The sequence below is a fragment of the Escherichia sp. MOD1-EC6021 genome, from assembly GCF_002965245.1.
GTDB lineage: Bacteria > Pseudomonadota > Gammaproteobacteria > Enterobacterales > Enterobacteriaceae > Escherichia > Escherichia coli_F.
In genome coordinates, this window is sequence record NZ_PTRU01000013.1 from 118,963 (window position 1) to 140,608 (window position 21,646).

Here is a 21,646-nt window from a genome sequence, read left to right on the forward strand (position 1 = left end):
ATGGCATACCTGGTGGCAGTAACCGCCTGCGTCAGTGGCGTGGCGCATACTTATATGGCGGCGGAACGGCTGGAAAAGTTGTGCCAGTTAGAGAAGTGGGGCGTCAGCATTGAAACTCAGGGTGCTTTGGGAACGGAGAATCGTTTAGCGGACGAGGATATCCGCCGGGCGGATGTTGCGCTGTTGATTACGGATATTGAACTTGCCGGTGCTGAGCGATTTGAACATTGCCGCTACGTGCAATGCAGCATCTACGCGTTCCTGCGTGAGCCGCAGCGGGTGATGAGCGCGGTGCGTAAAGTGCTTTCTGCGCCGCAGCAAACCCATCTTATTCTGGAGTAGTCGATTTTTCTGTCAGTTGGCTATGGTATTGCCGACGATATTCCGACGGCGAGCGTTCGGTGTTTTTACGAAACAGACGGCAGAAGTAGTTGCTGTCAACAAAGCCGCAGGCGTGCGCCACTTCTTTTACCTTCAGGTCATAGCCTTTCAATAACGTCTTAGCGTGTTCCAGTCGCGTGTGATTCAGGTATTCGTTAAATCCAATAGCCCCCGTTTTTTGAAACAGGTGCGAGAGGTAATTTGGCGAAATATAGAACGCCTGTGCGACAGATTCGCGGGTAAGCGCGGAGGCATAGCGTTCGTCGATATAATCGCGAATAGCTTCGAATAGTGCCTGGCTGCGTGAGGCGGTCTGGATTTGGCTGCCAAGCAAATCGCGGCAGTGGCTAAGCAGGCTAGCGACGATAAGTCTGGCCGTTTGCTGCTCCTGCGACTGCATTTGCATTTCATTGAGCGTTTGTAGCAGAAAAGAACCAATGCGCGGGCCGCGTCGGGCGACGTGTTGCTTCGCCAGATTTTGATATTGTTTGCCATCCCATTGCACGACGCTGAAGCCGAGTTGCTGTTTGCCAAACAGCACGCTAAAGGTAGTGGCGGGGGCTTGCCATTGTGGAAAATTCCAGCCGCCAGCGGGAACGTACAGCACATCGCCGGGAACTAACGTTGCGCCAGCGCCGGTATCAACAAATTCACCTTCCAGCACTATTTCCAGCCGTGGAAAATCGACCTGATACGCAAGATCGGGCGCCGGACCGTTGCTGCTGGCAAAGTAAATCTGGCGCAGCGACAGCGGGCCGTTGATCAGGCGGGAGAGCAGATAGCTGACGTCGTGATACATGTTATTCCCTTAGGTACATAGACGGGAAAACAGTAACTGGCATTATGAAAAAAGGCCACCTGAAAAGTGTGGCCTGATGGGAGTGCGATGTAAACATTGCGGCAGTTTCAGTCGCTTTATCTGGCCTACCGCCGCGATCTGTAGGCCGGATAAGACGCGTCAAGCGTCGCATCCGGCAAATAGCACTTGGCTGATAATTACTGATTACCCACCTGATCGCCATACGGCAGAGTGTCGTAATCGATCAGTGCGTTTTTCTTATACGGGTTACCAATCCAGCGGGTGGTTTCTTTGAACTGTGGGTTTACCACCGAGCGGGTTGGGTCGTAACCGTCGTAAGATAAGCCTGCCAAATCTGACCAGGTGTGGATAAGCTCCGCCAGGCTGTATTTACGATCAACATCCTGCGAGAAATCACGCGGATGAGTCGCTTGCCATTTTTCTGACGTCCACAGCAGGAACGGAATGGTGTACATATGACGCGTCGGGTTGTCCTCATTACGCCCCTGAGTTTTGTGCGGCGGCGTGTCGTAAACCTCTTCACCGTGGTCAGAGAAGTAAACCAGGAAACCGTTCGGGTCTGCTGCTTTAAAGTCTTTAATCAGGCTGGCAACCACATGATCGTTATACAGGTTAGCGTTATCATAATCGTTATATGACTCCAGCTCTTCTGCGCTTAGTCCCGGCGGAACATGATCGGTATTGCCATCAAACTTGCCCTGATTTTCCGGGTAGCGGTATTTGTATTTGATATGCGTACCCAGCAGATGAACGATGATCAGTTTCTTCGGCGCAGGGTCATTCAGCACTTCCTGGAACGGCTTCAGCACGTTGGTGTCGTATTCACGCGCACTCTGCGTACGTTGCTGGTTCATGTAGTACTGCTTGTCGGTCTGGCGCGAAAATACCGTCAGCATGGTATTGCGGGCGGTCATCGTCTGCTGGTTGGTGATCCAGAAGGTTTTATAACCCGCCTGTTTCATCATGTTCATCAGCGACGGCTGCGTCAGATACAGATCCGGGTTCTTTTCATTGGCAAAAGTCAGCGCCTGTTGCAGGATTTCAATGGTGTACGGACGAGACGTCACCACGTTATTAAACACGGTCAGATTCGGATCGGTTTTATGCAGCGCATCCAGCTCCGGCGTGGTTTCACGCGGATAACCGTACAGACTCATGCGTCCACGCTGGGTCGACTCGCCAATCACTAGCACTAAGGTGCGCGGTTCGTTACCCGATTCATCTTTGAAATTAGCCAGCGGCGGCAAGGCATTATTTTCATTCAGTAGCTTTGTTAGCGAGTTTAGTTGCTGACGATACTGATAATAGCCGGTCAGGAATTGCCACGGTGCGGCAGGCTCCATACGCGATGCCAGGTTATCCAACGTTTTCTCAAACGGCTTGTTTTTGATAAACGTATTCATGGCGATCGGATGCAGAATCAAGCCATAAAGCAGGGCAAAAGAGACAACATAACGCCACGGCTTTGGAATATAGACCGGGCGCAGGCGTGTCCACAGCAGAACTGCCACCGCCGTATAGGCCAGCGCGATAAGCACAATTTTCAGGCTGAAATACTGGCTTAAATACTCGCTGGCTTCGTTGGTGTTGGTTTCGAACATCACAAACAGAACGCTCTGCGAGAACTCCTGACCGTAGATGACGTAGTAGCACAGCGCCGCCAGAGAGGCCGCCCATAGCACTACGCCGATTACTGCGGCAATAATTTTAATCCGCTTCGGAAAGAGGAATACCGGGATCAACCACAGCGAACTGAATAACAGCGAGTCGCGAATGCCGTTAGTGCCACTATAACCACTGATGTAAATAATGGCCTGTAGCAGAGTAGAGAAAAACCAAAAGTAGAGCAGTGCCCAACCCAGGGCTTTCCAGCTAAAAAGAGGTTTAGCCTGGACTTCTGTGGAATGCATAGTAAGAACCTGTCTTGAAAAAATATCGCCGAATGTAACGACAATTCCTTAAGGATATCTGAAGGGATATCCAGAATTTGAATAAAATGCAGACAGAAATATATTGAAAACGAGGGTGTTAGAACAGAAGTATTTCAGAAAACCCTCGCGCAAAAGCACGAGGGTTTGCAGGAGGGGGGAAGATTAGCCGGTATTACGCATACCTGCCGCAATCCCGGCAATAGTAACCATTAACGCTTGCTCGACGCGAGGATCCGGTTCCTGGCCTTCTTTTTCTGCCTGGCGGGAGCGGTGCAGCAACTCGGCCTGCAATACGTTCAGTGGGTCGGTGTAAATATTTCGCAGCTGAATAGACTCCGCAATCCACGGCAGATCGGCCATCAGGTGAGAATCGTTGGCAATCGCCAGCACCACTTTGATGTCTTCTTCTTGCAGATTACGTAACTCTTTACCTAACGGCCATAATGCTTTGTCTACCAGACGTTGATCATAGTATTCCGCCAGCCACAGGTCTGCTTTGGCGAAGACCATCTCCAGCATGCCGAGACGCGTCGAGAAGAATGGCCAGTCGCGGCACATGGCTTCCAGTTCGCTCTGCTTGCCATCTTCGACCACTTTTTGCAGCGCCGTACCTGCACCCAGCCAGGCGGGGAGCATCAGGCGGTTTTGTGTCCAGGCAAAAATCCACGGAATGGCGCGCAGTGACTCGACGCCGCCGGTCGGGCGACGTTTCGCCGGACGTGAACCCAACGGCAGTTTGCCCAGCTCTTGTTCCGGCGTAGCGGAGCGGAAGTACGGCACAAAATCTTTGTTTTCACGTACGTAGCCACGGTAGAGATCGCAGGAGATGACTGACAGTTCATCCATAATGCGACGCCAGCTCTCTTTCGGCTCCGGCGGTGGCAGCAGGTTGGCTTCCAGAATTGCCCCGGTGTACAGCGACAGGCTGCTAACGGTGATTTCTGGCAGACCATATTTAAAGCGGATCATCTCGCCCTGTTCGGTCACGCGAAGGCCGCCTTTCAGGCTTCCTGGCGGTTGTGACAGCAGCGCCGCATGGGCAGGTGCGCCGCCGCGACCAATGGAACCGCCGCGGCCGTGGAACAGCGTCAGTTCAATACCCGCTTTTTCGCAGGTTTTGATTAATGCATCCTGTGCCTGATATTGCGCCCAGGAAGCCGCCATCACCCCCGCATCTTTTGCTGAGTCGGAATAGCCAATCATCACCATCTGTTTGCCCTGAATCAGGCCGCGATACCAGTCGATATTGAGCAACTGGGTCATGACATCGTTGGCGTTGTTCAGGTCATCAAGGGTTTCAAACAGCGGTGCAACCGGCATCGCAAATCCAATACCCGCTTCTTTCAGCAGCAGGTGTACAGCCAGTACGTCGGACGGCGTTTTTGCCATCGAGATCACGTAGGCGGCAATGGAACCTTGCGGTGCTTCAGCAATTACCTGACAGGTATCAAGTACTTCGCGCGTTTCGGCGCTCGGTTGCCAGTTACGCGGCAGAAGAGGGCGTTTGGAGTTCAGTTCGCGGATCAGGAACGCCTGTTTGTCGGCCTCTGACCAGCTTTCGTAGTCGCCGATGCCGAGGTAGCGGGTCAGTTCGCCCAGCGCTTCGGTATGACGGGTGCTCTCCTGACGGATATCAATACGGACCAGCGGTACACCGAAACATTTCACGCGGCGCAGGGTGTCGAGCAGATCGCCGTTGGCAATAATACCCATGCCACACGCCTGAAGGGACTGGTAGCAAGCGTAGAGCGGCTCCCACAGTTCTTCGTTCTGCGTCAGCAGACCCTCTGGTTTTGGTACTTCTTCACCTTTCAGGCGCGCTTCCAGCCATGCCTGTGTCGCCATCAAGCGGGAACGCAGGTTTTTCATCAGATAGCGATACGGTTCTGCGGCACCTTCTTCGCCGACCAGCGCCAGCAGTTCCGGAGTTGCTTCAACCATCGACAGTTCAGAAACCAGAACTTGAATATCTTTCAGGAACAGATCGGTGGCTTTCCAGCGGCTGAGCAGCAGGACGTGGCGGGTGATATCGGCAGTGACGTTCGGGTTTCCGTCGCGGTCGCCGCCCATCCACGAGGTAAAACGCACCGGAACAAATTCGACGGGTAGTTTGTAGCCGAGGTTCTCTTCCAGTTGTTCGTTCAGTTCGCGCAGGTAATTCGGTACGCCTTGCCACAGGCTGTTTTCTACTACGGCAAAGCCCCATTTGGCCTCATCTACCGGGCTTGGGCGCAGCTTACGGATTTCATCGGTATGCCATGACTGGGCGATCAACTGGCGCAGGCGGCGCATCAGTTGGTTATGTTCGTAGTCGGCGATATCTTTGTTGTCGAGCTGTTTTAAGCAGGCGTTCACTTCCACCATTTTGTGGATCAACGTACGACGGGTAATTTCGGTTGGGTGAGCCGTGAGGACCAGTTCCAGCGACAGCGATTCCACTGCTTTTTTGATGGTGTCTTCGCTCAGTTCCGGCTGGTTTTTCAGTTTACGCAGGGTGCGGGCGATCACTTCCGGATTGCTGGCTGCTTCGCCTTTCGGCGAAATGCTATGGTATTGCTCGGCGGTGTTAGCCAGATTCAGGAACTGACTAAACGCACGCGCAACGGGCAGCAGCTCGTCGTTCGACAAATTTTGTAAAGTGGTGAGCAACTCCTGGCGGTTAGCATCATTGCCAGCGCGTGAAGATTTGGACAACTTACGGATAGTTTCAACGCGTTCAAGAATGTGTTCTCCCAACGCATCCTTGATGGTTTCTCCCAGCACTTTGCCGAGCATACTGACATTACTACGCAATGCGGAATATTGTTCGTTCATATTACCCCAGACACCCCATCTTATCGTTTGATAGCCCTGTATCCTTCACGTCGCATTGGCGCGAATATGCTCGGGCTTTGCTTTTCGTCGTCTTTTATAAAGCCACGTAAAAGCGGTGACGTCAAATGCTGCGAAATCGCTTCAGCAAACGAATAAATAGCAGGAATTTACGCCATTAAATTCACGACGCTTTAAATAAGCGTAACTTATGGAAATGTTAAAAAATCGCCTTGAGTAACACCAAAGGTGTAGGTCGGATAAGATGCGCAAGCATCGCATCCGACATTGTTTGGCCTACGTTTTAATGCCAGCAGAAATGGTGAATCACCTGGGTGATCAGTTCGCGGGTGGGCTTGATAAACCGTGTCTCCAGGTATTCATCAGGCTGATGAGCCTGATTAATTGAGCCAGGTCCCAGCACCAGCGTCGGGCATAACGTCTGAATAAACGGCGCTTCGGTACAGTAGTTCACTACTTCGGTCTTTGCTCCGAGCAATTTCTCAACCACTTCAACCAGTTGATGATTCGGTGGGCATTCATAGCCAGGAATCGGTGGATGCAGCTCGTCGACCGTCAGACGACCCGGCCAGCGCTCGCTCACCGGAGACAATGCATCGTTGAGCAAACCATTAAGTTCATTGAGTGTCATGCCTGGCAGCGGACGAATATCCATATGCAACTCACAGCAAGCGCAAATACGGTTAGATGCATCGCCACCGTGAATATGCCCGAGGTTGAGCGTAGGGTATGGCACGGTAAATGCTTCGTAGTGATAACGTTCTTTCAGATTATCGCGCAATTGCAAAATATGCCCGATGGCGTCGTGCATCAATTCGATCGCGTTAACTCCGCGTGCTGGATCGCTGGAGTGCCCCGACTGGCCCTGAATACGGATGGCGTTCGAGATATGGCCTTTATGTGCGCGTACCGGTTGCAGCGACGTCGGTTCGCCAATGATGGCGCAATCCGGGCGCAGGGCGGTAGTTTCGGCAAAATAACGCGCTCCTGCCATACTGGTCTCTTCATCGGCAGTCGCCAGAATGTAGAGCGGTTTTTTCAGTTTCGTGACGTCGACATCGCGTAGTGCATCGAGGATAAACGCAAAAAAGCCTTTCATGTCGGCGGTGCCTAAGCCGTAAAGCTTGCCGTCATGCTCCGTCAGCGTAAACGGATCGCGCGTCCAGCGGCCGTCATCAAATGGCACCGTATCGGTATGCCCCGCCAGCAGCAAACCGCCAGCTCCCTGTCCGGTACTTGCCAGCATATTAAATTTGTTGCGAGTTCCCGGCACGGGCTGCACTTCCACATTGAAGCCCAAATCTTTAAACCAGTCCGCCAGCAGAGTGATTAAATCTGCATTGCTTTGATCGAGTGCCTCTTCCGTGGCGCTTATTGAAGGTGTGGCAATCAGAGCACGGTAAATCTCGATAAATGGCGGTAATTTGTTTTTCATTGTTGACACACCTCTGGTCATGATAGTATCAATATTCATGCAGTATTTGTGAATAAAAATACACTAACGTTGAGCGTAATAAAACCCACCAGCCGTAAGGTGAATGTTTTACGTTTAACCAGGCAACCAGACATAAGAAGGTGAATAGCCCCGATGTTGAATACGCTGATTGTGGGTGCCAGCGGTTACGCTGGCGCAGAGCTAGTGACCTATGTAAATCGCCATCCGCATATGAACATAACCGCTTTGACTGTTTCAGCGCAAAGCAATGATGCGGGAAAGTTAATCTCCGATTTGCATCCGCAGCTAAAAGGCATCGTTGATCTGCCGTTGCAGCCGATGTCGGATATCAGTGAGTTTAGCCCAGGGGTGGACGTGGTGTTTCTTGCTACTGCCCATGAAGTTAGTCACGATTTAGCGCCACAATTTCTTGAAGCGGGCTGTGTGGTGTTCGACCTTTCCGGCGCGTTTCGTGTTAACGACGCCACCTTCTATGAAAAATATTACGGCTTTAGCCATCAATACCCGGAACTGTTGGAACAGGCAGCTTACGGTCTGGCGGAGTGGTGCGGTCATAAATTAAAAGAAGCGAACTTAATTGCGGTGCCTGGCTGTTATCCGACGGCGGCGCAATTGGCGCTGAAACCGTTGATTGATGCCGATCTTCTTGACCTCAATCAGTGGCCGGTTATCAACGCCACCAGTGGTGTGAGCGGAGCAGGACGTAAGGCCGCGATTTCAAATAGTTTTTGTGAAGTTAGCCTGCAACCGTATGGTGTCTTTACCCATCGCCACCAGCCGGAGATCGCCACGCATCTCGGTGCTGACGTTATTTTTACCCCGCATCTGGGAAATTTCCCGCGCGGCATTCTCGAAACCATTACCTGCCGCCTGAAGCCTGGCGTGAACCAGGCGCAAGTCGCGCAAGCGTTACAGCAGGCGTATGCCCATAAACCGCTGGTACGGTTGTATGACAAAGGCGTTCCGGCGCTGAAAAATGTCGTCGGGCTGCCGTTCTGCGATATCGGTTTTGCCGTTCAGGGGGAACATCTGATTATTGTGGCGACCGAAGACAACTTATTGAAAGGCGCGGCAGCACAAGCGGTACAGTGCGCCAATATTCGTTTCGGCTATGCGGAAACGCAGTCTCTTATTTAGGGGTGCAATGATGAATCCATTAATTATCAAACTGGGCGGCGTACTGCTGGATAGTGAAGAGGCGCTGGAACGTCTGTTTAGCGCCCTGGTGAATTATCGCGAGTCACATCAGCGTCCGCTGGTGATTGTCCACGGCGGCGGCTGCGTGGTGGATGAGCTGATGAAAGGACTGAATCTGCCGGTGAAAAAGAAAAACGGCCTGCGGGTGACGCCTGCGGATCAGATAGACATTATCACCGGAGCGCTGGCGGGAACGGCAAATAAAACCCTGCTGGCATGGGCGAAGAAACATCAGATTGCAGCCGTAGGTTTGTTTCTCGGTGACGGCGACAGCGTAAAAGTGACCCAGCTCGATGAAGAGTTAGGCCATGTTGGACTGGCGCAGCCAGGTTCGCCTAAGCTTATCAATACATTGCTGGAAAACGGTTATCTGCCGGTGGTCAGCTCCATTGGCGTAACAGACGAAGGGCAACTGATGAACGTCAATGCCGACCAGGCGGCGACGGCGCTGGCGGCAACGCTGGGCGCGGATCTGATTTTGCTCTCTGATGTCAGCGGCATTCTCGACGGCAAAGGGCAACGCATTGCCGAAATGACCGCCGCGAAAGCAGAACAACTGATTGAGCAGGGCATTATTACTGACGGCATGATAGTGAAAGTGAACGCGGCGCTGGATGCTGCGCGCACGTTGGGTCGCCCGGTAGATATTGCCTCCTGGCGTCATGCGGAACAGCTTCCGGCACTGTTTAACGGTATGCCGATGGGTACGCGGATTTTAGCTTAAGTTTTGTTGGCCGGAGACGTAGCTTTCTGGCATTGAATTTCAAAATAAGGAAACAGAGTTATGGCACTTTGGGGCGGGCGTTTTACCCAGGCAGCAGATCAACGGTTCAAACAATTCAACGACTCACTGCGCTTTGATTACCGTCTGGCGGAGCAGGATATTGTTGGCTCTGTGGCCTGGTCCAAAGCCCTGGTCACGGTCGGCGTGTTAACCGCAGAAGAGCAGGCGCAACTGGAAGAGGCGCTGAACGTGCTGCTGGAAGATGTTCGCGCCAGGCCACAACAAATTCTTGAAAGCGACGCCGAAGATATCCATAGCTGGGTGGAAGGCAAACTGATCGACAAAGTGGGTCAGTTAGGCAAAAAACTGCACACCGGGCGTAGCCGTAATGATCAGGTAGCGACTGACCTGAAACTGTGGTGCAAGGATACCGTTAGCGAGTTGCTGACGGCTAACCGACAGCTGCAATCGGCGCTGGTGGAAACGGCGGAAAACAATCAGGACGCGGTAATGCCTGGTTACACTCACCTGCAACGCGCCCAGCCGGTGACGTTCGCTCACTGGTGCCTGGCCTATGTTGAGATGCTGGCGCGTGATGAAAGCCGTTTGCAGGATGCGCTTAAGCGTCTGGATGTCAGCCCGTTAGGCTGTGGCGCACTGGCGGGAACGGCTTATGAAATCGACCGTGAACAGTTAGCAGGCTGGCTGGGCTTTGCCTCGGCGACCCGTAACAGTCTCGACAGCGTTTCTGACCGCGACCACGTGCTGGAACTGCTTTCTGCCGCCGCTATCGGTATGGTGCATTTGTCGCGTTTTGCCGAAGATCTGATTTTCTTTAACACCGGTGAAGCCGGTTTTGTGGAGCTTTCTGATCGCGTGACTTCCGGTTCATCATTAATGCCGCAGAAGAAAAACCCGGATGCGCTGGAGCTGATTCGGGGTAAATGCGGTCGTGTTCAGGGCGCGTTGACTGGCATGATGATGACGCTGAAAGGTTTGCCGCTGGCCTATAACAAAGATATGCAGGAAGACAAAGAAGGTCTGTTCGACGCGCTCGATACCTGGCTGGACTGCCTGCATATGGCGGCGCTGGTGCTGGACGGCATTCAGGTGAAACGTCCGCGTTGCCAGGAAGCGGCTCAGCAGGGTTACGCCAACGCCACTGAACTGGCGGATTACCTGGTGGCGAAAGGCGTACCGTTCCGCGAGGCGCACCATATTGTTGGTGAAGCGGTGGTGGAAGCCATTCGTCAGGGCAAACCGCTGGAAGAACTACCGCTCAGTGAGTTGCAGAAATTCAGTCAGGTGATTGGCGAAGATGTCTATCCGATTCTGTCGCTACAATCGTGCCTCGACAAGCGTGCGGCAAAAGGCGGCGTCTCACCGCAGCAGGTGGCGCAGGCGATTGCTTTTGCGCAGGCGCGGTTGGAGTAAGTCTTAGGCGATTTATGGCTTGGCAAAACGCCAGGCCATGCTAAGAGGGTTACTGCCCGTAATAAGCATTGGCACCATGCTTGCGTAAAAAATGCTTATCCAGTAGAGGCTGTTGAATAGCCGTAAGATGGGGCTGTAGTTGTTGTGTAAAGAGATTCATATAGGCAATTTCTTCAAGTACAACGGCGTTATGCACGGCGTTCGCGGGATCAGTTCCCCAGGCAAAGGGGCCATGACTGTTTACTAAAACAGCCGGAATGTCAGCGGGAGATATTTCTCGTTGTCTGAACGTTTCAATAATCACTCGCCCCGTTTCATATTCATATTGTCCATTAATTTCGTCATCCTTCATGGGGCGTGTACAGGGGATAGTGCCGTAGAAATAATCAGCGTGGGTTGTCCCAAAGGCCGTGAGATCTTTTCCGGCCTGAGCCCATATTGTGGCGTGTCGGGAATGGGTATGAACGATACCACCAATATCCGGGAAAGCACGGTATAGCGCCAGATGAGTATCGGTGTCTGAAGAGGGTTTCCTGTGTCCATCAATAACTTCACCACTTTGTAAATCCACTACCACCATATCTGCAATGCCCATTTGGCTGTATTCGACCCCAGAAGGTTTAATAACCATGACACCTTTTTCGCGATCAACACCACTAACATTTCCCCAGGTAAACGTCACTAACTGATGAAGGGGTAATGATAAATTCGCAGCAAGAACTTTTTCCTTTAGCATATCCATTTTTAACTCCACGATAATCTGTATGTATTATATAAATAAACTTTAACTTTTGAGTTTGGGCTTTTTTTGCTCATAAATTATGTTTCCTAAATTACGCTGAATATAAGAAATGTAAAATATTCAAGGCATGTAAGAAGGCAACGAAAGAGGATAAGTGGGTATAAACGGTTTTATTCGGGCGTATTCGGTCATGAATGGAAGCGATTGCTATGCCCGATTATTTTTGTTTTTGTATTTAAATTTTTCGTTAGATGGCAGAATAAGACTTATTTAGTGACCGATATCTCAAAGTAATGTCAAATAGTAGAGTGTTCTCAATTTAATTTGTGATAAAGATCACCATTCCTGTTTGCGATTATAATTATAAAATGAATCTTGATTCCTATCACTTTATTTTATGAGGGAACAGTTAATTATATAAGCATGCTAATTTGATAATAACGGACCGATACTATGTTGCAGGCAGAGCGCCATAAAATGATATGCGCACATGTACAAAAACAAGGTGCTGTGCGGGTAACTGAATTATCACGATTATTTAAAGCGTCTCCTGAGACAATTCGTCGGGATTTAACGGTACTGGAGCGCAACAAAAAGTTAATCCGTAGCTTTGGTGGCGCGGTCGCTCTGGATTCATCTGATAGCGCTCCGGTTATGCTCGCCGATAATGCGTGGCAAGATAATAGTATCGATCGTGCGGAATCATTCCGTAAACGGACTGAAGAAAATCCTGATATAAAAGCCAGAATTGCGAAGGCCGCATTGCAATTTATTCACCCTGGTGATTGTATTTTAATGGATAACAGTAGTACTTGTTGGTTTTTAGCTCGTCAAATTCCCGATATAGATGTTACCGTAGTTACAAATTCATTACGGATAATTCAGGCGTTAGCTTGCCGTGATCGAGTTCGAATTATTGGTATCGGTGGTGAGTATTCTGAGCGACATGATGATTTTCATGGCCCGGTTGCAGAGAGTGCGATCCGAAATTTTCAAATCAACAGTTTTTTCTTTTCATGCCAGGGGTTGAATCTGGGGAATGGTGTCCGCGATGGCAGTGAAATTAATGCCAGACTTAAACAGGTGATGCTTCAGGTGTCAGGACAAAAAATATTGCTGGTCGACTCCACTAAGTTTGAACAGTATGCATTTAGTAAAATATGCACGCTGGATGAAATCGATATTCTGGTGACTAATGTTTGTACAGATACTCGGTATCGAACACAATTTCCACAATTAAACATTGTGGAGGTTGATAAATAATAGGCGTTATTTATTGTCTAAATTATTAATCAATGCCTAAGGGATTATAAATTATATAAATAGTCAGGTCGATATTATATCGAGTTTTCCTGACACCTGAACTATTTCTTAAGGAAATTACGATGAAAAAATTAATCTTACCCTGCCTTATTGCTACCGTATTATCTTCCACTGCTGCATGGGCTGATCAGACTGTAACATCACAAAAAGCGAATAAACCTTTTACGATGGGGGTAGTAGTAAAAGTCGGTGGAATTCCCTGGTTTAATGTGATGGAACAAGGCATTAAAAATGAAGGAAAACTATTGGGGGTTGATGCATGGCAGGTCGGCCCTACAACGGCAGATCCAGCTGAACAGGTTCGGGCGATTGAAGATTTAATTGCACGAAAAGTGGATGTTATTGGTGTTGTTCCTAACGATGCAAAGGTTCTTGAACCTGTACTTAAGCGTGCACAAGAAGCCGGTATTAAAGTTATTACCCACGAATCACCAGATCAAAAAAATGCAGATTGGGATTTTGAGTTGTTAAATACCCAGACAATGGGTGCCAATCATATGAAAGATATGGCGAAGTGTATGGGCGAAGAAGGTAAATACGCCATGTTTGTCGGCAGTCTGACTGTGCCTTTGGTAAATGACTGGGCCAATGCCGCGATTGCCTATCAAAAAGAACATTATCCAAATATGACGTTGGTTGAAGATCGTTTTGGTGTTGCTGAGTCGGTGGATGATTCAATGCGCACGACGAACGATTTAATGTCTAAATATAAAGATCTTAAAGGCATTATGTCATTTGGTTCACAAGGACCAATTGGTGCGGGGCGTGCTATTGATAAGCGGAAGAAAAATGATGCAATTTGCGTTTTTGGAACCTTCACTCCAGGTCAGGGAATTAAGCTACTCGAAAAAGGTGCCATTGATGGGGGATATATTTCAAACCCTATGATTACGGGTAAGGTTTTTGTCCAGGTTGCGACGGCAATGATGAACGGTGAACCTATTAAAGACGGTGTAAAAATCGGTGATATGGGCGAGATCAAGGTTAATAACAACACTATTTATAGTGATAATCCAGAAAAGCTCGATCTTGAAAATACACGACGTTTAGTGAAGCTAGGCTTGTAATTTTACCGTAAATCACCGGGTCAAATTTGACCCGGAATTCCTTTAGTCGTATTCAGGAATATTATGATGCCTCATATTATAGAGAAGAATGCGGAGCAACCATTAGTGACGCTAAGGTCACTAACGAAAAGTTTCGGTGGCCATAGGGCTCTAAAGAATATCAATCTTACCTTAAATAAAGGTGAGGTTCATTGTCTTGCTGGTGCGAATGGGTGTGGTAAAAGTACTCTGATCAAAACGCTGTGTGGTGTTTATGTCCCTGATTCGGGAAGTGAAATTATTATAGATGATAAGTCCTGGACTCGTCTTTCTCCTGATAAAGCTCGGGAACTGGGTATTCAGGTGATATATCAGGATCTTTCTTTATTCCCAAATCTTTCTGTTGCTGAAAATATCGCTTTTGAATACAACCTGAAGGGATATTTAGGGCTGCACAGAAAAAAACAACTTCGAGATGTATCGCAGAAAATAATTCAGGAGCTGCAATTCAATCTCGATCCTGATGCGTTAGTACAACATTTGCCGATTGCACAACGCCAACAGGTCGCGATTTGCCGGGCTCTGATTGCCGATGCCCGGTTAGTCATCATGGACGAGCCAACGGCATCATTGACGCGTACAGAAGTTAATCAATTACTACGCACAGTGAATTACTTACGCGATAAAAATATTACCGTAGTTTTTGTTAGCCACCGCCTTGATGAAGTTAAGGAAATTTCAGATCGGATTACGGTCATCCGTGATGGAGAGATAATTGGAACGTGGGCCGCCAATCAACTTTCTCCGGGCGATATTACTGAGTTAATGACCGGAAAAACTATAGTCCACCAGAAGAAGCTACCAAATAGCGTTGAAGGCAAAGTAGTCCTTGAACTAAACAAATTATGCAGAAAAGGGCAATTTGAAGATGTTTCTCTAAAACTACACCAGGGCGAGGTTCTGGGATTGTGTGGTTTACTTGGTGCGGGGAGAACTGAATTAGCATTGAGTCTTTTCGGTATTACTCGACCAGATAGTGGTGATATTTATCTGGAAGGTAAGCCCGTTACAATTAAAGACAACACGCATGCGGTAAAACTGGGAATAGCATATGTTTCAGAAGATCGCCTGACACTGGGGGCCGTATTACCCCAATCTATCAGCGATAATATGGTGCTCTCGATTCTGGATCGTTTAAAGACGGCATCGGGGTTTATTGATGAAAATCGAAAAGAAACCTTAGTCAAGGAGTGGATCCAGGATTTGGATATTAAAGTCACCGATCCAAATAATCCACTTTCAACGCTATCTGGCGGCAATCAACAAAAGGTTGTCCTGGCTAAATGGATTTTAACACGACCTAAGGTTTTAATTCTGGATGCGCCAACGGTAGGTGTAGATATTGGCGCAAAAGATAGTATTTACCAGCTTATTCATCGGCTTTCAGGTGTGGGTATTTCAGTGATATTAATTACTGATGAAGCACCAGAAGCTTATTATAACTGCGATCGTATTTTTCATATGAAGCGCGGAAAGATTATTAATGAGCTGTTGCCTTCGAATTATACCGAGCAGCAGTTGGCGGAGGTGATTAATGGTTAGCTTTATGCGGCTGCGGTTTCCTCGTTCAGTCGAAGCTTGGTTAGGATGGGTCATTGTTCTCATGCTGGTATTTTTTTCCATCATGAGCGATGAGTTTTTATCAATACAGAACTTGCTCGATCTCTCGGAAAGTTATGCCGTAACGGGTATTTTCGCCCTCGGATTATTTGTCGTATTGGTTACTGGCGGAATTGATATCTCTTTTGCAGCAGTAGCTTCGGTTGTGCAATATGTTGTGGCGTCGTTACTGCTTAATGAAACGCTATCAAATCCATTTTTCTGTCTGGTGTTTGCTGTTTTTCTTGGCATCATTTTTGGTTTGATAAACGCTATTCTTATTTATTACCTTAATGTCGTTTCCATCATCATTACGATTAGTATGCAGTCGCTACTGTTCGGTATGTTGATGTGGTTGACTAATGGCCACAGTATTTACGATTTACCGGATTGGTGGATTACGCAGCGTTCTTTCCTGAGTTTTGAATTTGGCGGAGAAGATTACCAGATCGGATTAACGTTAGTGGTTATGCTGGGAATGGCATTTCTGACGTGGATGATAATGAACAAAACCCATATTGGGCGTCAGCTTTATGCCGTGGGAGGGAATACCGAATCAGCAAGACGTATTGGGATTCGGGTGTCGCTAATTTATCTGTTTGCTTATGGTTATCTTGGTGCCGCTGCAGCAATTGGTGGAATGCTGCAAGCTTACCGTATGAGTGAAGTTGTGCCGAATGCATTGGTTGGCGGAGAGTTGGATGTGCTGGCTGCAGCGGTATTGGGCGGTGCCAGTTTATCAGGCGGACGTGGTACGGTCATTGGTACGCTTATGGGCGTATTTCTTATCGGTATTCTTAAAAACGGCCTTAATTTGATTGGCATCTCGAGTTATTTCGTCAATATCGTTATTGGAGTGGTTATTGTCTCGGCGATTTGTGTGACCCATTACAAAAAACGTAAAGAAACTGATGTTGGTTTCGTCTAACGGGAGGATCGAAATGAACAAGCGGATATTTGTTCCACTAGATGGTACCAGTTCAGGCTTATTATCAATATGTTTTATTGCGGTGGTGTTATTTAGTCTGGTAATGCCGGGGCGTTTTTTCACCGGCAATACTTTTCTGAGCATTGCATTTCAATTGCCAGAGCTTGGGTTGCTCACGTTTGCGATGTTTATACCCATGTTGAGCGGGGGGCTCAATCTGGCAATCATCGGTACTGCGAATCTGACCAGCCTGTTTATGGCCTGGCTGTTGATTCAATATGTACCCGCAGATGCATCTACAGGTAGTCAGTTGTTTTGGCTCTTCCTGGCTATTGTCGGGGCGATGCTTATTGCCATCATCATTGGAGCTATTACTGGGTCAATTATTTCTCATATAGGCGCTCACCCTATTTTGGTCACATTGGGTAGCATGACCATTATTAGTGGTATCGGTATTTACCTGACTAAGGGGGCAGCTTTAAGTGGTATGCCACCAGTAGTCCGCAGTATTGGGTCTGAAGTTATCATGGGGATCCCAGTACCGATGATAATTTTTATCGTCACCACCGTTGCTTTAGCTCTGTTCCTCGGCAAAACCCGTACGGGAAAAACGATTTATATGTGTGGCAGTAATATTAACGCCACATGGTTTAGCGGTATTCGCACCGACCGCGTATTAATTGCTATATATGCTATATCCAGCATGTTGTGTGTATTAGCAGGTCTTATTATGCTCGCGCGATTTAATTCGGCGCGTATGGGCTATGGCGATTCCTATCTGCTCTTGACGGTTCTTGCAATTGTATTGGGAGGCACAGATCCATTCGGTGGGGCGGGTAAAGTCAGTCATGTTTTTTGTGCCTTACTTGTGCTTCAGGTTATTGCTACCGGCCTTAGTCTGTTGGGACTTAGTTTGCATTTCAATCTGGCGGTATGGGGGATCACATTGATCGCCGCACTGGCATTTAAATTCATCAAACAAAAATGGCAGTTGCAGCGTGACATGAATAAGAGCCGGAAAATCTTTCAACAACAATTGATCACTCGTGAGGGAAAATAATGCGACGCCACCCGTTAGGTATTTATGAAAAAGCGCTACCCAGGAATACCAGTTGGGTAGAGAAACTAGCCCTGGCTAAATCTTGCGGTTTTGATTTTGTTGAGATGTCGGTAGATGAGAATGATGAACGACTCGCCCGCCTGGACTGGTCGCTCACCGAGCGTATGGAGCTTATTAGCGCCATTCAGCAAACGGGGATCCGTATTCCGACAATGTGCCTGTCTGCTCACCGGCGTTTTCCATTTGGTAGCCATGATAGAGATACTCGTCAGCAGGCACGTACGATTATGTTGAAGGCGTTACGCCTGGCGCAGGATTTGGGGATTCGAACAATCCAACTGGCAGGCTATGACGTTTATTATGAGCCGCAGAATGAAGAAACTATCGCCTGGTTTGAAGATGCGATGGCCTGGACAGCTGAACAGGCCGCAGCGGCACAAGTTATGTGTGCTGTAGAGATCATGGATACGCCATTTATTAATTCTATTAGTAAATGGAAAGTCCTGGATACAAAAATTAATTCCCCTTGGTTTACCGTTTATCCGGATGTTGGCAATCTGACCGCATGGGGTAATGAACTGGAAAGTGAGCTGGTAAAGGGGATTGATCGAATTGCCGCAATCCATCTTAAAGATACGTACCCAGTAACGCCTGATTCTCCAGGGCAATTTCGTGACGTTCCTTTTGGTGAAGGGTGTGTAGATTTTATTAAATTATTTAAGATCCTGCGTAATCTTAATTATCGCGGAACGTTTCTGATAGAAATGTGGACAGAAAAAGCGACGGAACCTCTATTAGAAATTATTCATGCACGTCAATGGATTGAAGAGAAAATGCGCCTTGCCGGCTGGGATAATATTTAGAAACTAAGGAGGGATCATGGAGCGGTATTTTATTGGTGTCGATTTAGGTGGTACAGAAACCAAAGCGGGAATTTATACGGCAGAAGGACGTGAAATAGGTGTCTCTTCGCAGGCGTTACCTCTGTTAAGCCCATGTCCTGGTTTTTGCGAACGCGACATGGAGGCGTTATGGAAGGTAACGTGCCAGGTCATTTCACTGTCGATGTCAGATAACAATATTACTGCGAGTCAGATTGATGGCATCAGTTTTTCTGCTCATGGTAAAGGTTTGTACCTGCTCGACCGGCAAGGTAAGCCCTTACGACACGGCATTGTTTCCTCTGATTCTCGCGCACAACAACTGGTTGCAAGCTGGAAAGAACAAGGAATTGACCGCGAAAGTTATCACCGTAGTCTGCAACAGCTCTGGCCATCGCACCCTGTAGCACTATTGCATTGGTTGAAAAAACATGAGACTGACAATTATGGCCGCATCGGAACCATTTTGATGGTTCATGATTACATACGTTCACGGCTTACTGGCAAACTGGCTTGTGAAGAAACCAATATTTCAGGCAGTAATTTTTATAATCAATATACCAGTGCTTATGATGCTGAACTTTTTCGCCTATTTGAGATTAAGGAAGTTGCGGGTAAGGTTCCCGATATTATTGGCTCCGCTGATTTAGCTGGGTTTGTGACATCTGAAGCAGCCAGCCAATGTGGGCTTCTCGCCGGAACGCCTGTTTTTGGTGGTGTTTTTGATGTCGTTGGTGCGGCGCTCACTTCTGGCATCTATGACAGTACAACGTTAAGTGCGGTTGCTGGCACCTGGTCAATTGCAACGCGAATCTTTGATCGCATTATTCCTTCTGATTATCCCTATGTATGGGGGAAATTTAGCATTCCAGGTACATTTTTCGCCCATGAGGGAAGCCCTACATCAGCCAGTAATTTAACATGGTTCTTGCAGCAATTTTTACCGGGTCTTCCTGACAGTTATCGGGTGATTAATGAGTGGGTGGAACGAGGGTATGAGAAACAGAATGATATTCTCTTTTTCCCGTGGTTGTTTGGCTCGAATTACCATGAGGCATTAAGCGGGGGATTTTTGGGGCTGTGTGGGCATCATAAAAGAGAAGATTTGGTGTACGCTATTTATCAGGGCGTTGTCTTTTCTCATTTGTTGCATCAGGACCGTCTTATTGAGATTGATAAGTCATTGCAAACGATTCGTTTCTCTGGCGGGCCAACGCATTCCAGAATCTGGATGCAGATGTTTTGTGATGCCAGCAAAATGCCTCTTGAAATTGTCGATATTGAACAGTCAGGTTGTAGAGCGGCTGCAATGTGTGCGGCAGTAGGAGGAGGGGCTTATTCTGGATTCAAACAGGCCATGAAGGCTACGCAGCTCAACGTGATTCGTCTTGAACCGAATGTAGAAAAAGCACACATGCTCAGGCGACGGTTTGCTCGCTTTAAACAGGTAGCCAGTGCGCTGAGCTCCGTTGTTTGATGGAAAACAAAGCAGATCCTGGAGAGCCATAAAGTTCACGTTGGCTGTCGTTATTTTGAGTTGAGAAATGCCTGAAATAGTCTGTGACTTCAACGGTTAATGGGTTGCGGAAGGGAGGAACGGCTACCCTTACCGCAACTAATATTAATCGTATTTCTTCCTGCTTGTGTATCTTCTTTTCATCTCTCATTCCGAAAAATCCTTTTTAAATAAACCTATCGATACGTATTGAATTAAGTAAAATATGATTATCTTTTGTTGTTGTTATAACTCCTTTCCTTAAAGGAATTTGTTATGTGATTATTTAACACGTTGTTTTAACGATGGTAGTTAATAGTGTAGGTGAGATTTGAGGATATTTTTGTTCCTCGGTGGAAATTTTTATTTTTAATGTGATCACGGTTGAATAATCGCTCTTTCTCTCTTGTATGGTAGTAGGCGTAAAATTAAGTTTGAAGCGTCTATTTACAACACAGGAGATTGCAATAATGAAAATTATTGCTGCAGATGTTTTTGTTACTTGCCCAGGACGTAATTTCGTTACGCTTAAAATAACCACTGCAAGCGGACTTTGTGGATTGGGAGATGCCACATTAAATGGTCGCGAATTGTCGGTCGCTTCTTATCTGAAAGATCATCTTTGTCCACAATTAATTGGCCGCGATGCCAGTCGTATCGAAGATATCTGGCAATTCTTTTATAAAGGTGCTTACTGGCGACGTGGCCCCGTCACGATGTCGGCCATTTCTGCCATTGATATGGCGTTGTGGGATATCAAAGCCAAAGCGGCAAATATGCCATTGTATCAACTGCTTGGTGGGGCTTCTCGTGAAGGCGTGATGGTTTATTGCCACACCACCGGGCGCACGATTGATGAAGTCCTTGAAGACTATGCAAAGCACCAGCAGATGGGCTTTAAGGCGATTCGTGTGCAGTGCGGTGTACCGGGTATGCAAACCACTTATGGCCTGGCGAAGGGCAAAGGACTGGCGTATGAACCGGCAACCAAAGGCCTGTGGCCGGAAGAGCAGTTGTGGTCTTCAGAAAAGTATCTCGATTTTACACCGAAGTTATTTGAAGCGGTGCGTAATAAGTTCGGTTTTAACGAACATCTGTTGCATGACATGCACCATCGCCTGACTCCTATCGAAGCGGCGCGCTTTGGGAAGAGCATTGAGGATTACCGCCTGTTCTGGATGGAAGATCCGACGCCTGCCGAGAACCAGGAATGTTTTCGTCTGATTCGCCAGCATACTGTGACGCCGATTGCGGTCGGTGAAGTGTTTAACAGTATCTGGGACTGCAAGCAGTTAATCGAAGAGCAGCTGATTGACTATATTCGCACGACGATTACCCATGCAGGCGGCATTACCGGGATGCGACGGATTGCCGATTTTGCATCGCTTTATCAGGTACGTACCGGTTCGCATGGCCCTTCAGATTTATCGCCTGTTTGTCATGCGGCGGCGCTGCATTTTGACCTCTGGGTGCCAAACTTTGGTGTTCAGGAGTACATGGGCTATTCCGAACAAATGCTTGAAGTCTTCCCGCACAGCTGGCGCTTCGATGAAGGTTATATGCACCCAGGCGATGAACCGGGGCTGGGTATTTCTTTCGATGAGAAACTGGCGGCGAAATATCCGTATGACCCGGCGTATCTCCCCGTCGCACGACTGGAAGATGGCACATTGTGGAACTGGTAATAACGGTTCGCTTAATTATTTTCTGAATAGTCAGCAAATCGATTAATTCCGC

The 21,646-nt window shown here is 48.1% G+C and carries 17 protein-coding genes; 12 read left to right on the top strand and 5 right to left on the bottom strand.

What is annotated here, in order from left to right:
• Positions 1-342 (top strand): PTS fructose-like transporter subunit IIB, encoded by a 342-nt coding sequence (locus BEB54_RS16195; protein WP_000323849.1) that lies wholly within the window; start codon positions 1-3, stop codon positions 340-342.
• On the opposite strand, the gene BEB54_RS16200 is transcribed toward BEB54_RS16195, so the two are convergent.
• The 4 genes from BEB54_RS16200 to argE all read right to left on the bottom strand — a co-directional run bounded on the left by BEB54_RS16200 (position 329) and on the right by argE (position 7,399).
• The gene (locus tag BEB54_RS16200; protein ID WP_105277511.1) at positions 329-1,180 is read right to left on the bottom strand and encodes an AraC family transcriptional regulator; all 852 of its coding nucleotides are present in this window, start codon (positions 1,178-1,180) and stop codon (positions 329-331) included. The genes BEB54_RS16195 and BEB54_RS16200 overlap by 14 nt on opposite strands.
• A gap of 197 nt (positions 1,181-1,377) precedes the next feature.
• A complete protein-coding gene (locus BEB54_RS16205; protein ID WP_000556307.1) occupies positions 1,378-3,111 on the bottom strand; it encodes a phosphoethanolamine transferase CptA in 1,734 nt (577 codons plus the stop codon).
• Between the two features lie 183 nt (positions 3,112-3,294).
• Positions 3,295-5,946: a phosphoenolpyruvate carboxylase gene (gene ppc, locus BEB54_RS16210; protein ID WP_001005598.1), complete on the bottom strand. Its 2,652-nt coding sequence runs from the start codon at positions 5,944-5,946 to the stop codon at positions 3,295-3,297.
• Between the two features lie 301 nt (positions 5,947-6,247).
• Positions 6,248-7,399 (bottom strand): acetylornithine deacetylase, encoded by a 1,152-nt coding sequence (gene argE, locus BEB54_RS16215; RefSeq protein WP_001355357.1) that lies wholly within the window; start codon positions 7,397-7,399, stop codon positions 6,248-6,250.
• Between the two features lie 153 nt (positions 7,400-7,552).
• Between argE and argC the strand changes: the two genes are divergently transcribed.
• The 3 genes from argC to argH are packed head-to-tail and all read left to right on the top strand — an operon-like array spanning position 7,553 to position 10,775.
• Entirely contained in the window at positions 7,553-8,557 is a 1,005-nt protein-coding gene (argC, locus tag BEB54_RS16220; RefSeq protein WP_000935360.1) for an N-acetyl-gamma-glutamyl-phosphate reductase, read from the top strand.
• 7 nt (positions 8,558-8,564) lie between these two features.
• A complete protein-coding gene (gene argB, locus BEB54_RS16225; RefSeq protein ID WP_001362445.1) occupies positions 8,565-9,341 on the top strand; it encodes an acetylglutamate kinase in 777 nt (258 codons plus the stop codon).
• A gap of 60 nt (positions 9,342-9,401) precedes the next feature.
• Positions 9,402-10,775: an argininosuccinate lyase gene (argH, locus tag BEB54_RS16230; RefSeq protein WP_105277510.1), complete on the top strand. Its 1,374-nt coding sequence runs from the start codon at positions 9,402-9,404 to the stop codon at positions 10,773-10,775.
• Between the two features lie 49 nt (positions 10,776-10,824).
• On the opposite strand, the gene araD is transcribed toward argH, so the two are convergent.
• Complete coding sequence (araD, locus tag BEB54_RS16235; RefSeq protein WP_032304255.1) at positions 10,825-11,517, bottom strand: L-ribulose-5-phosphate 4-epimerase; 693 nt, start codon at positions 11,515-11,517, stop codon at positions 10,825-10,827.
• Positions 11,518-11,970: 453 nt separating this feature from the next.
• Between araD and BEB54_RS16240 the strand changes: the two genes are divergently transcribed.
• The 8 genes from BEB54_RS16240 (at position 11,971) to manD (ending at position 21,594) form a co-directional block, all read left to right on the top strand.
• Positions 11,971-12,780 (top strand): DeoR/GlpR family DNA-binding transcription regulator, encoded by an 810-nt coding sequence (locus BEB54_RS16240; RefSeq protein WP_032304256.1) that lies wholly within the window; start codon positions 11,971-11,973, stop codon positions 12,778-12,780.
• 122 nt (positions 12,781-12,902) lie between these two features.
• Complete coding sequence (locus BEB54_RS16245; protein ID WP_105282234.1) at positions 12,903-13,907, top strand: substrate-binding domain-containing protein; 1,005 nt, start codon at positions 12,903-12,905, stop codon at positions 13,905-13,907.
• A 63-nt stretch (positions 13,908-13,970) separates the two neighbouring features.
• On the top strand, positions 13,971-15,488 hold the full coding sequence (locus BEB54_RS16250) for a sugar ABC transporter ATP-binding protein (RefSeq protein WP_161398286.1): 1,518 nt from the start codon (positions 13,971-13,973) through the stop codon (positions 15,486-15,488).
• Positions 15,481-16,473 carry an ABC transporter permease gene (locus BEB54_RS16255; protein WP_088542115.1) on the top strand — a complete coding sequence of 331 codons (993 nt, stop codon included), beginning with the start codon at positions 15,481-15,483 and terminating at the stop codon, positions 16,471-16,473. The genes BEB54_RS16250 and BEB54_RS16255 overlap by 8 nt, the downstream gene beginning before the upstream one ends.
• Before the next feature lie 13 nt (positions 16,474-16,486).
• A complete protein-coding gene (locus BEB54_RS16260; RefSeq protein WP_088542141.1) occupies positions 16,487-17,533 on the top strand; it encodes an ABC transporter permease in 1,047 nt (348 codons plus the stop codon).
• Positions 17,533-18,396 (top strand): L-ribulose-5-phosphate 3-epimerase, encoded by an 864-nt coding sequence (locus BEB54_RS16265; RefSeq protein WP_001550398.1) that lies wholly within the window; start codon positions 17,533-17,535, stop codon positions 18,394-18,396. Before BEB54_RS16260 ends, BEB54_RS16265 begins: the two co-directional genes overlap by 1 nt.
• Positions 18,397-18,412: 16 nt before the next feature.
• On the top strand, positions 18,413-19,891 hold the full coding sequence (locus tag BEB54_RS16270) for an FGGY-family carbohydrate kinase (protein ID WP_088542114.1): 1,479 nt from the start codon (positions 18,413-18,415) through the stop codon (positions 19,889-19,891).
• A gap of 488 nt (positions 19,892-20,379) precedes the next feature.
• Positions 20,380-21,594, top strand: a complete 1,215-nt coding sequence (manD, locus tag BEB54_RS16275) for a D-mannonate dehydratase ManD (RefSeq protein ID WP_000690928.1) — start codon at positions 20,380-20,382, stop codon at positions 21,592-21,594.
• Positions 21,595-21,646: the final 52 nt, after the last annotated feature.